Raw genomic sequence first — 12,084 nt, 5'->3', positions numbered from 1 at the left:
TTATTACGGCTGTTTTCTCTAACATCAATTACAGCGCACCTACTACAGCACGCCAACTACATCTTAGGTGTAGCGCAATGCTTGGCGATGTAGGCGGCGTGATCCGGCATCACATTGACACATTTGGCGATCACGTCGCGGACACTTTCCAGATATTCCAGGGTATCGGCTTCGGTCTGCAAATCGACTAAAGAATGATAGCTTTCGACTGGCATATTCTGCCCTTCCAACACTTGCAACCAACCGATCTCAGCAAACAATTCGTCAGCAACGCGCAGTAAGCGACCACTGGCGCGATACATTTCCATTTTGTGTGTCAAGGTCTCAGGCACTGCCATCTGTGCACAATTTTTCCAAAACAATGAGTCTTCACGTTGATTCAATTTGTAATGCAATATGATGAAATCACGAATACGTTCATATTCGAATTTGCTTTGACGATTGTATTCATCAATCTCAACTTGATTGAAAGCCTGCGTTGGGAAGAAACTGATTAAACGTGCGATCGCCGTTTGAATTAAATGAATACTGGTTGATTCTAAAGGTTCTAAGAAACCACTAGCCAAGCCTATCGCCACCACGTTTTTATTCCAGCATTGCTTACGCATGCCAGTATTGAATTTAAGCAGACGCGGATCAGCTAATGGCTTACCGTCGAGATTGGCTAACAAGGTCGCAGCGGCTTCATCTTCGCTGGTGAATTGACTACAGAATACATGTCCATTACCGATACGATGTTGTAGCGGAATGCGCCATTGCCAACCCGCTTTATGTGCAGTAGATCGGGTGTATGGCGTTAAGACTGGAGCTGATTCGCAAGGCACCGCCAAAGCACGATCACAGGGCAAATAATGTGTCCAATCTTCATAACCCGTTTTTAAAGTCTGCTCTATCAGTAAGCCTCGGAAACCAGAACAATCAATGAATAAATCACCAGAAATGATCTGGCCATTTTCTAAGACGACAGCTTCAATAAAACCGTTCTTATCACCAGCCTCTTGACGTTGTTTAACTTGCGTAATTTTGCCTTCAGTGCGAACCACGCCCATTTTCTCAGCAAATTTTCGTAAAAATTTAGAATACAAGCTGGCGTCAAAATGATAGGCGTGCGCAATTTGATTCAAAGGAGAATTAGGCACCTCATGATTGGCGGGCATAAATTTGTTCGCCTTTGATGCCATGCGCGTGATCGAATATTCTTCTAAGGGCGCGACCTTGCCTTGCTGATGATATTTCTGCCAGTATTGATCAAAACGCACGGTATAAGTATCTTGGCCTATGGTGCCAAAACCATGCATGTAGCGATCGCCGAGCTTGCCCCAATTGACAAATTCTATGCCTAATTTAAACGTACCTTGCGTCTCACGCAAAAACTCATTTTCATCGATACCAAGAACCTGATTAAAGCGTTGTATCATGGGAATCGTAGCCTCACCCACACCGACGATGCCGATTTCATCCGACTCCACCACTCGTATCTGGTATTGGCCTTGAAGGACTTTTGCCAACGCTGCGGCAGTCATCCAACCCGAGGTGCCACCACCGACAATCACCACGTCTTTGATCAATGCTTTATTCATTTTGAGCTTTCATCTTGAACTCTCACTCTTTAAAAAATTGATGGAAAATTTCTCTTCAATGTGGTCGCAAGTCAACACATCTTAGTGTATTGCAGCGCGCTGCATGCAACCTGCATAAAAAAATTTTTCATTAATTATTTACAGTAATTCGATTTGAATTTTAGTGACGATGTCGAACATAAAAAAAGACCCCTGCCGTGCTGCGCAGGGGTCTGATGTTAGTTCAATTTAGAACTTGTAGTTTGCGCCGAACAAATAAGTTCTACCGTAAGTCACTTTATTGGTGATCACGTTAGGATCTGTGTTGTACTCTTGAAATGGTGTGTTATTCCAGTTGTTCGCTTGAATCAACAAAGACAAACCTTTCAACCAGCCAGTTTGGAATTCGTAAGATGCTTGCAAATCAACCAGCGTTTCACCTTTCACCATCGTCAACTGCATATTGTCTTGGTAGTCGCTAACTTGACCTAAGAAATCAGAACGCTTACGTGCAGCCCAAGCTACTTGGAAGCCATTTTTCTCATAGTACAAACGCAAGTTACTAACTTTTTTCGACAAACCTGGCAATGGGATATTCACAGAGCTCACCGCGACATTCGCAAAACCAAAACCTGGTAAGGTAATTTGGCTGGACGTATCAGAGTGATTCACCATCATACCGAAACCATCGAGGTAAGGCGTGATCATATTGAACGGTACATTCAGTGCCAATTCAAATCCAGAAATACTACCGCCTTCACCATTACGCGGCGCGGTCAACAAACCTACCGTTGATCCTTTATAAGCACCAGTCAATGGCAACGGTGTCTTAGCACTGACATAAGGTTTGAAATCAAAGGTTGTAGGCGAACGGAAGATATACGTATCTAAAGACTTGTAGAAACCAGCAATACTGAAATAACCTTTGTTCCCGAAATATTTCTCATAAGACAAATCCAAAGATTTAGCCAAGAATGGTTTCAAATTCGGGTTACCACCACTACCGGTCAAGATAGGATTAGCACCCTGCGTTGTCACACCAAATGCTTGGCTAGCGCGCATATCATCCATATTAGCGCGGGACATAATTTTCGCTGCGCCAACGCGGAAGAATTGATCACGACCTAAATCGAAAGATACGTTCAAGCTCGGTAAGATATTGGAATATTTAGTGCCACCACCAACCACGCTAGATGGGCAAGTTGCTGCCGTAATACCCGTACAGTTTGCCAAGTCGACTTGGTTACCAGTAGATGATTGGTCAGTATGAACAAATTGCAGACCCACATTACCGCGGTAGTTCAAGCCCATCATCTGTCCATCTAAGTCACCCATAGCATAGGCCGTTGTGACCTTCTCGTGTACGGACCAATCTTTAGCCAATACGGAGGCATCAACCCAACGCGCAAGATCATAGACTGTACCTAAAGAACCTTCTGGGTCGAAAGAAACAACAGGCAATCCGGTTGTGCCCGCCACACCAACCGCAGAACCTGGGACAGTTGCCGTCGCATAACCGCTGCTACCTTTCACCACTAAACGACCTTCTTGACCAGAACGTACTTTTTCACGATCAGTACCATTGATACCAAAACGTGCTGTAGTGATCGGACCAAAATTCACATCGCGACTTGCCGTCAAACGGAAGCTAGTCACTTTATCGTCTACTTTTGGCAAAGCCACGTAACCCGCTTGCGGTGAATTAACACCACCACCCCATCCGTCAACGTCAGTCAGCAAAGCAACTGAACGGTCACCAAAATTTAAACTCGTCGTGTACTTCACATCATTAAAGTTACCGCCATTAAAACCGGTATAACTAATAGTCGAGAGATTTTTTGCATCACCAGGTTGACCAGCCGTTGTTTCGTAGCGTGAGGCATCTTTCTTCGCTTTGGAATAAGCCAAATCAGCATTCAAAGTCCATTCATCAACTTTCAAATCACTATTCCAACCGATGGACATGAATTTATCTTTGGCTGATTCTTTATGATTACGCACCACGCCTTTGTAGTTACTGAAAGTACCGGCAGTCGCAACACCATTCACGATAGTCGCATTGGACAAAACACCATCAGGATCGTAACCACCAGCAGATCCCGAAACAGCACCTTCCAAACCTGTTTTCTTCAAACTAGAACTACCTGCGGAATAGAACAAATCCACGGTTGATTTAAAGTTCTTATTTGGCTTGAACTGCAAGGTCATGGACGCGCCATCACGGTCACTCTTGCTTGTTTCAGTATCGGCACCGAAACCACCTATCGTTTTCACTTTAGCGCCGTTGTAATCAACTTCAGGAGAGTAACCACCCCAAGTATTGAAACGCTGTTGCGCGCCACCGTCTTCTTTGAACTTAGTAAAGCCTAAAGATAAACCGATAGTACGATCAGCGAATTGATCCACATACGAGAACGACATACGATCGCCACTACCCTCAGAAGAGGTTTGTACGCCGGTACGCTGTTTACGATACGCAGCAGAAATCACTTGTTTGCCGAAATCGAGTGGCTTCAAAGTATTCAAGTCAATGGTTGCTGCCAAACCTTGGCCGATCAAAGACGCGTCAGGTGTTTTGTAAATCAATACAGAACCCATCAATTCTGCCGGGAACAAGTCAAACTCTGGTGCACGTGCATTGCCTGTCGATGCTTGCTCGCGACCATTCAACAAAGAACCATTAAATGACGGTGACAAACCACGCACGCTGATGTCCGCCGCTTTACCGGAAGAGCGACTGCGTTGTGCCGTCACACCTGGCAAACGAGCGATAGATTCTGCCACGCTAGAATCTGGCAACTTACCGATATCTTCGGCAGAGATTGCTTCAACGATAGAGGTGGAATTTTTCTTCAAAGAGATCGCCGCCTCAATACCGCGACGAATACCCGTCACCACAACCGTGTCAACACCTTGTTGCGCTTCCGCTTTAGCGGCTTCTGTTTTGGCTGGCTCAGCTTGTTGCGCATATGCGCTGCCGGATGCCAAGGCCAACATCACGGTGCAACCAGCTGCAATTGGGGTCAACTTCATCATAGTGCGGTTCAGGCTTAATACCTGTTGGCGCTTTTTCAAGTTCTGTTCCATTCATATCTCCAAATATTTTTTTGGTAACACTTTAATCTAAGGGGGGGAGGAAATCACATTTAACTACTTAGTTTTCTGCATCAGAATTCGAATCGGTTAAGTTCTATCCTAATTAAATTCTTGAAGCAAGTTTGTACCAAAACTAAATTACGTGTCAATTGCAAAATGCGGAGATTTACTCAAAGTATTTGGCTCTCCTATGACGAAATATACTATTGCGTGGCTAGCAAACCACAAATTAGCAGAATAATTTATGTAGTCAAACTACATTTATTGCGTTTAGTTATCAACATTTCACATGAAAATTCAAAGCGCTTTGTATTTTTTTTGATTTTTTTATCAAAGCGCTTTAAATTTTTTGCGAATAAAAACTGAAATTTGATGCAAGACCCGCTAAAACTTAATAATATAAAAACATCAAACCAACAAAAACGCTCAAATAAGATGCTTAAACGCCAATTTTTAAGCCAATTCTGTAACACCACTACTTTCATAAACGCGCTCAGCCCCTCCGCCAAAAAAGCAATCAAACCAACACAAAATCTAAAGACGAAAAAAAACCACCATCATTTATTGATGGTGGTTATTCCTATTGGGATGCTATTACACTTATTTTTCGACTTTAGGGCGACCGGCTTTCAGTGCAGGTAAAGCCTCTATCATCGCTTTTAAAGAGCCAACAGAAGCCTGCTTTAATAACACCAAACCCACTCGCAATAACTGACTTTTTTTCACTTCGATACCAGCCGCGATACAAGCCTTCTTCACCTCACCCAAAACCGCATACTCCGCCTCAGGCATCGTAAAACTATCACGCACCAACTTTGGCTTCTTGTGCTTATCTTTCGACGCGATAGCCAGCGCAGGCTTCACCTGGTTCGATTTAGCAGTCTTAACAGCAACTGGTTTTGCAGTTAAGGTAGTTGCGGACTTGCGCTTCGGCGCGGGCTTTTTTTCCGCTGTTGGTGCCGCTACGCCTGCGGCTGCGGACTTCGTTGCGACACGCTTTGCTGGCTTAGCTGCAGATTTAGCGACTGACTTAGGCGCAGCCTTGGCGGTCTTAGTTGCAAGTTGCATAGTTTCTGCTTTCGCCGCGGCACTTGCGATAGCCTTCGCAGGAATAAGCTTAGCTTTTACCTCAACAGGCGCCTTCTTTTTTACTGCAGTAACCATAATAAAACTCCTAAGCAGTTAGTTTCACAAAAAAATAAATAATATAAACAATTTACACCATTAATTCAATAGCATTCATGACGCGTCTTGGCTAAGCTTACTAAGTGTCCATCAAACTCTGGCGCGCACAATAAATTCAACACCAATTTCTCGCCAACATTCAATTTCTTTGCGCAACCAAAAGGCAACAGTCGGGTGCAAACTGACCCAATCCTGCTTAAGCTCTAGTTCTATCTTGTTTTTCATTTTCAAGCTGAAATCTTTATAATCCAACTCAACCCGTGAGTGCATAAAACTGACAGACAAACGCAATGCCAACACCGCTTTCGCAAAATCCAAATCAGAAAACGCGTCACCAATTTTCCGCAAATTACCTTTTTGGCTCAAAACCAAGCGACTCATAAGCTTTTGTTCTCGTGTAGTAAAGCCTGGAATATCTGCATTCTCCAGTAAATAACTACCGTGTTTGTGATAGCCCGTATGCGAGACCACCATGCCAACCTCATGCAACAAAGCACTCCAATAAACATAGTTACTCAAATTTTCATTGGCAGGCTTCAATTGCACATAAAGTGAGCGCGCCATATCGGCCGCCAAATTAGCGCGTCCAGCGTCAACCCGAAACAAATGCAAAAAATCCAGCACAGACTGCTCACGTCTGTCGCGTTTTGTGGAGCGCAAATACAGATCCCACATAACGCCCATACGCAAACCCGCCTCGATGGGATGAAGTATTTTGATGTTTAATTCTTGAAATAATCCAATCAAAATTGCCAAGCCACCGATCACCATCGCGACTCGTTCTGGCTTGATTCCAGATAAGTTCAAAGCATCAATCTCACCCTTCTCGATACAATAATCACGCAAAGCCAACAACTTCGCTAACGTCACTTGTGCGTCACCAAAACCGTTCTTATACAAGGCATCCGAGATCGCCCGTACCGTACCGGAAGAGCCGTAAGCGTTACGCCAGAATTCTGGTTGATAGGCGGGTGTCGCATCCTCCAACAAAGAACGCACCGAAAGTACAGCAGCTTCAAATCCTTCTGCTGAAATACGTCCATGCGGGAAAAAGTTAGCGCTATGCTTCACCGTCCCCATAGGAAAAGATTCAACCTTAACGATCTCAGGTCCGCGTCCCAAAATGATTTCGGTCGATCCACCGCCTATATCAATCACTAGACGTCGCTCTGCAGGAATCGCCAAAGAATTAGACACGCCGAGATAAATTAAACGCCCCTCTTCCTCCCCTGAAATCACTTCTATGGGCAGACCAATCGCAGCCTCCGCCACAGGCAAAAACTCAGCCGCATTTTTTGCGATACGTATCGTATTCGTCGCGACCACTCGCACCGCATCGACAGGAAACTCTGCCAATACATCTTTAAAATGAGCCAGACAAGCCAACGCACGTTGCATGGCTTCAGCAGTCAAATTACCTTGCTGATCTAAACCAGCAGCGAGACGAATTGGATCACGCGCACTTTTAATAACGCGTATCGCATTTCCCTCGTAACTACCGATATGCAAGCGAAAACTATTAGAGCCAAGATCAACCGCTGCGAACATGGGAATTTCCTTCAGATTAAAGATGCGCGCAAAAACACAGTGAAACACCGTTGCCTACGCCAAAATACGAACGACATAAATCATATCGTATGAGCACAAGAATTTAGGCCATGAACGCAAAAGGATAAATGATATTAATCATTAATTGTGACGCGAATGTGACAAGGGCAAAATGCAAAGCCGTGTACTTCGGAACCACCTCAACACCACCTCAGCATTAAGTAGGTGGTTCGAAAAAACGGAAGTAAGCAGACTAGTTTGCCGTGGTAGCGCTTGGCAGAAAGAAGCGAGGCTGCAAGGTCTCAAGACCAGTGGCATTTAGAATCTCGGTCAAGCGTTGTGCCGATTTAGTATTCCGCCCACCTTTAAATTCGGCCACGATCAATTCATTTTTCATGGAATGCTCCCAGCCGACCAACTCAGTCACGCGCACTTGGTAACCGTGCGACTCCAATTGCAAGCAACGCAAAACATTAGTGATCTGGCTACCAAACTCGCGAGCATGAATAGGATGACGCCACATTTCAGACATAGGATTGTTTTTAACTGCATCCCCCTTAGTCTTGCGCAACTCAGCCGCAACTTCGGCTTGGCAACAAGGGACCAAGACCATAAATTTTGCTTTTTTCTTCAACGCAAAATCAATCGCATCATCAGTCGCCGTATTACAGGCATGCAGCGCGGTAACGATATCAATTTGTGCTGGCAAGGCGCTAGATTTTGTTGATTCTGCCACCGACAAATTCAAAAACTGCATACCCTGAAAACCAAGTTTTTGCGCCAACTCACTCGATTTAGCGACTAGCTCATCGCGTGTCTCGATACCGTAAATACAGGAGGTATTTTCCCCAGCCAAAGCCTTAAAAAATAAGTCGTACAAAATAAAACCTAGGTAGGATTTACCTGCACCGTGATCTACCAAGTTCACTGTCCCCTTCTGTTCCAGCACTTGCTTAAGTAAGGGTTCAATAAATTGGTAGAGGTGATAAACCTGTTTAAGCTTACGCCGGCTATCCTGATTCATCTTGCCATCACGCGTCAGAATATGCAGCTCTTTCAACAATTCAATCGACTGCCCTGGGCGAATTTCGTGTTTTTCTGTTTTATGCGCTTGTGCTGTAGCGGCTGCAGATTTCATAGTTAACCTTTGATTGATTTCGATTTACTGACAATGTTCTCTTCGCATTTTCCACAGTATAAAAAAATGGGGAAAAGGTTCATTTTAACGACCAATATAGTCGCACCAAGGCTTACTTCGCAACTAATGAACGGCATTTGATCTTATACAGCGTATGACTCAGAAACTGGACAACACCAGTCACGAATCCAATATCCAACATCTCCGCCCAAATCAACTGCGCCTCATGACCATCAACCGACTTAGCAATCAACAATCAGGGGCAAGCTAACACTGACAAAATTCACACAATAGGCGACGGCGATCCGACTATATTTGATTATGGATGACCACATCAAATTGACATCAAGATCAAACAGAAAATAAAAAAGGATTACGCGCCAAAGCGGGTAATCCTTTTTTATTACTTATTTTGGTAGGCCGTGCGGGATTCGAACCTGCGACCAACGGATTAAAAGTCCGCTGCTCTACCAGCTGAGCTAACGACCCAAAACTTGCTGCTTTTACCGAATAACTTAGATTTCGGCACGAATTATTCGGTAAATGAAAAGGACTTAGATTTACACCTAAGTCCTTCACTAAATTCGTGGTAGGCCGTGCGGGATTCGAACCTGCGACCAACGGATTAAAAGTCCGCTGCTCTACCAGCTGAGCTAACGACCCGAAAGAACGAGATTATAGGGCGTTTCCCACACCCTGTCAATTAAGGCGGCGATTATTTTGTTGATGGCAAGCGGTTCTTAGCGGCCTGCGCTGCGTCTGTACCGGGAAATTTGGCAATAACAGCCATCAATGTTTTACGACTTTCTTTCTTATCTTTTAAGTCCAACTGACAAGCAGCGATGTTTAACATGGCATCAGGAACTTTAGCATTGTCTGGATAATTTTTAAGTAAGGTTTGCAAGGCCGTAATGGTATTTTTGCAGTCACGCTGGGCATAAAATGAATTACCTAACCAATATTGCGCCTGACTCGCAAAAACGGAGTCAGCATAGTTCAGCGTGAATGCAGTAAATGCCGATGCGGCGTTGGCATATTGCCCGGCCTTATAGAGGCTCATGGCAGCATCAAAACTGCGCTGCTCACTTTGTTCTATCGTAACCTCACGCCCCTCTACGGTGAGTTTTTTCGGCTCAAGCGCACGTAGACGTTTGTCCAAATCGATATAGAAATCTTGCTGACGTTTTTGCGCATTCGCTAACTCATTCATCAGAACTTCGATTTGACCGCGCAATGCCGCGATTTCACTGCGTAATTGCTCGTTCTGATTCGACAATTCTAAAACACTGGTCTTATCCGCTTTGTCGTCCAGTTTGGCATCCAGTTTAGTGCTGAGTGCTGCGATCTTAGTACGCAAATCCAATATCGCTTTGCGCGCTTCGTCATCGTCAAAAATCCCAGCTGATGCAATGGCTGGCAGTAGCGTAACTGCAAATATTAATGCCTGCAGGCCTTTATTTAAATTCCATGATTTCATATACCACCTCATTCTATAAACAGTCTAAGCTTCACTCGACAGCAGCGAATACTCTACAAACACTTTACACAATAAAAAACGGACTTTGCAGTATGACACTGCAAAGTCCGTTTTAGATTACTCCACCAACAAAACTCAACAAAATAATCGCAAATCGATTTGATCTACGACCTAAGTCGATTATTGGTAAACGATGTCGGAACGGCGATTTTCAGCCCAAGATGCTTCATCGCTGCCAGTTGCTTTTGGTTTTTCTTCGCCCAAAGAAACGGCTTCAACTTGCGCTTCAGCTACGCCCAACAAAGCCAATGCTTTACGCACGGCTTCTGCACGTTTTTGACCCAAAGCGATATTGTATTCACGGCTACCGCGTTCATCAGTATTACCTTGTACCAAGATCTTACGACCTTTGTTCGCTACCAAGTATTTGGCATGCGCTTCAACTACTGGTTTGAATTCATCTTTAACAACATAGCTGTCGTAGTCAAAATAGATACTACGTTTTGCCAATGCACCTTGTGTCAATGGATCTACTTCTGCTGCTTTTTGTGGCACTACAGCGCGATTATCGACTTGTGCTACTGGCTCTGGTGATTTTTCAACAATTTTCGCTGGCTCTTCCAACTTAACTGGTGTGCTGCAAGCACTGATCAAAGCTACGCTGGCGAGCAACAAAGCTACGGTTTTTGATGCTGAAGTTAAACGCATTTTTTTCTCCTGACAATAATTTTAAAGTGGAATTTCAAATCTAACGCTAAATTGTAACCCAAAATAGGAAATTCGCCATCATCTCAACGCTATTTCAAGCATTATTTCATGAATGGACCCCAAGTAGGCTCGCGAATATCACCAGCCTGAATTGTTAATTTTTGCTTAACCTTGCCATCGGTAGAAACGATACCTAAACTACCACGACGACCAGACTGAGTCGCATACAAAACATAACGGCCATTCGGCGCGATACTTGGAGATTCATCACGATTGGTATCGGACAGCTTTAATTCCTGCCCGCTAATCAGATCCATCGCATACACTTGATCACCACCATCACGTCGAGAAATGAAAACCAAAGTATTACCGTCAGGGGAAATCCTAGGAGAAACATTATAAGTGCCTTTAAAAGTGATACGCTTAGCGTCACCTCCTGTGGCACTCATACGATAGATTTGCGGCCCACCGCTGCGGTCGCTAACAAAATAAATAGACTGGCCATCGGGAGAATAACGTGCTTCGGTATCGATGCCATTAGAATTGCTCAAGCGTTGCGCGTCAGAGCCATCGGCATTAATTGAATACACTTGGGCAATAGCACCTTTCGACAAAGTGACCAACAGCTTACTGCCATCAGGCGACCATGACGGTGAAGAGTTATTGCCTTTAAAATTAGCGACCGTCAATCGTTGACCAGTTACCAAATTTTGAATGTAAACGATAGGTTTTTTCAATTCCATTGACACATAGGCCACCTTGGTACCATCAGGGGACCATATCGGTGAAATGATAGGTTCTTTCGATGTCAAAGCGACTTGCACACCTTCGCCATCCGCATCAGAAATTTCTAAGCGATATTCGGGTCCGGCTTTGGTCACATAAGCGATACGGGTAGAGAACACGCCAGGCAAACCCAATAATTTTTCATAAATATCATCGGCAATTTTATGCGCTGTCAAACGGAACTTAGGATTCGGCGTATCGATAGCAAAACCTGACAGCATCGTCGTTTTTGTCACGTCATATAATTTATAACGCACTTCGTAACGGCCTTCTGCACGTTTCTGTACACTACCAACCACCAAGGCTTCTGCACCACGTGCCTTCCAAGTATCAAAGTTGATACTGGCTGTTTCCGAAATCGCCATGCCTACGTCGATTAATTTAAAGTAACCACTACGAGCTAAATCATCTCGAATAATGCGAGTCACTAATTGTGGCGACAGCTCTTCATCTGCAAATGCAGCGACTGCAATGGGTACTTGGGTCGAGCCGACTCCCGACACCTCGACCCGCATTTGCGCTTGCGTCGCTGCAGAAACAAGAACAACAATACTCAGCATCAAGGCTTTTAATAAGGATTTCATCGA

At 44.4% G+C, this 12,084-nt stretch carries 8 protein-coding genes and 2 tRNA genes; all 10 read right to left on the bottom strand.

Annotation, left to right across the window (positions count from 1 at the left end; translation table 11 throughout):
* Positions 1-56: 56 nt before the first annotated feature.
* The 10 genes from ACFFJH_RS19075 to tolB all read right to left on the bottom strand — a co-directional run bounded on the left by ACFFJH_RS19075 (position 57) and on the right by tolB (position 12,081).
* The gene (locus ACFFJH_RS19075; protein WP_390214648.1) at positions 57-1,580 is read right to left on the bottom strand and encodes a tryptophan halogenase family protein; all 1,524 of its coding nucleotides are present in this window, start codon (positions 1,578-1,580) and stop codon (positions 57-59) included.
* Between the two features lie 228 nt (positions 1,581-1,808).
* Positions 1,809-4,646, bottom strand: coding sequence for a TonB-dependent receptor (locus tag ACFFJH_RS19070; RefSeq protein WP_390214647.1), 2,838 nt, complete (start codon positions 4,644-4,646; stop codon positions 1,809-1,811).
* A 609-nt stretch (positions 4,647-5,255) separates the two neighbouring features.
* The gene (locus tag ACFFJH_RS19065; RefSeq protein ID WP_390214646.1) at positions 5,256-5,819 is read right to left on the bottom strand and encodes a hypothetical protein; all 564 of its coding nucleotides are present in this window, start codon (positions 5,817-5,819) and stop codon (positions 5,256-5,258) included.
* 111 nt (positions 5,820-5,930) lie between these two features.
* Positions 5,931-7,388 (bottom strand): Ppx/GppA phosphatase family protein, encoded by a 1,458-nt coding sequence (locus ACFFJH_RS19060; RefSeq protein WP_390214645.1) that lies wholly within the window; start codon positions 7,386-7,388, stop codon positions 5,931-5,933.
* A gap of 253 nt (positions 7,389-7,641) precedes the next feature.
* On the bottom strand, positions 7,642-8,526 hold the full coding sequence (locus tag ACFFJH_RS19055) for a class I SAM-dependent methyltransferase (protein ID WP_390214644.1): 885 nt from the start codon (positions 8,524-8,526) through the stop codon (positions 7,642-7,644).
* 413 nt (positions 8,527-8,939) lie between these two features.
* Positions 8,940-9,015, bottom strand: a tRNA-Lys gene (locus tag ACFFJH_RS19050).
* A gap of 98 nt (positions 9,016-9,113) precedes the next feature.
* A tRNA-Lys gene (locus tag ACFFJH_RS19045) sits at positions 9,114-9,189 on the bottom strand.
* 52 nt (positions 9,190-9,241) lie between these two features.
* On the bottom strand, positions 9,242-10,003 hold the full coding sequence (gene ybgF / locus ACFFJH_RS19040; protein ID WP_390214643.1) for a tol-pal system protein YbgF: 762 nt from the start codon (positions 10,001-10,003) through the stop codon (positions 9,242-9,244).
* 180 nt (positions 10,004-10,183) lie between these two features.
* A complete protein-coding gene (gene pal / locus ACFFJH_RS19035) occupies positions 10,184-10,711 on the bottom strand; it encodes a peptidoglycan-associated lipoprotein Pal (RefSeq protein WP_390214642.1) in 528 nt (175 codons plus the stop codon).
* Between the two features lie 101 nt (positions 10,712-10,812).
* Positions 10,813-12,081 (bottom strand): Tol-Pal system beta propeller repeat protein TolB, encoded by a 1,269-nt coding sequence (tolB, locus tag ACFFJH_RS19030; RefSeq protein WP_390214641.1) that lies wholly within the window; start codon positions 12,079-12,081, stop codon positions 10,813-10,815.
* Positions 12,082-12,084: the final 3 nt, after the last annotated feature.

Source organism: Affinundibacterium danionis, from assembly GCF_042432465.1.
Taxonomy (GTDB): domain Bacteria; phylum Pseudomonadota; class Gammaproteobacteria; order Burkholderiales; family Burkholderiaceae_D; genus Undibacterium; species Undibacterium danionis.
Note: the sequence above shows the minus strand (reverse complement) of the source record. Positions and strands in the feature narration are given on the sequence as shown.

Excerpts from the sequence above, each read along its gene's own strand:
- ACFFJH_RS19075 (WP_390214648.1), bottom strand. The coding sequence starts at position 1,580 with ATGAATAAAGCATTGATCAAAGACGTGGTGATTGTCGGTGGTGGCACC.
- ACFFJH_RS19070 (WP_390214647.1), bottom strand. The coding sequence starts at position 4,646 with ATGGAACAGAACTTGAAAAAGCGCCAACAGGTATTAAGCCTGAACCGC.
- ACFFJH_RS19065 (WP_390214646.1), bottom strand. The coding sequence starts at position 5,819 with ATGGTTACTGCAGTAAAAAAGAAGGCGCCTGTTGAGGTAAAAGCTAAG.
- ACFFJH_RS19060 (WP_390214645.1), bottom strand. The coding sequence starts at position 7,388 with ATGTTCGCAGCGGTTGATCTTGGCTCTAATAGTTTTCGCTTGCATATC.
- ACFFJH_RS19055 (WP_390214644.1), bottom strand. The coding sequence starts at position 8,526 with ATGAAATCTGCAGCCGCTACAGCACAAGCGCATAAAACAGAAAAACAC.
- ybgF (WP_390214643.1), bottom strand. The coding sequence starts at position 10,003 with ATGAAATCATGGAATTTAAATAAAGGCCTGCAGGCATTAATATTTGCA.
- pal (WP_390214642.1), bottom strand. The coding sequence starts at position 10,711 with ATGCGTTTAACTTCAGCATCAAAAACCGTAGCTTTGTTGCTCGCCAGC.
- tolB (WP_390214641.1), bottom strand. The coding sequence starts at position 12,081 with ATGAAATCCTTATTAAAAGCCTTGATGCTGAGTATTGTTGTTCTTGTT.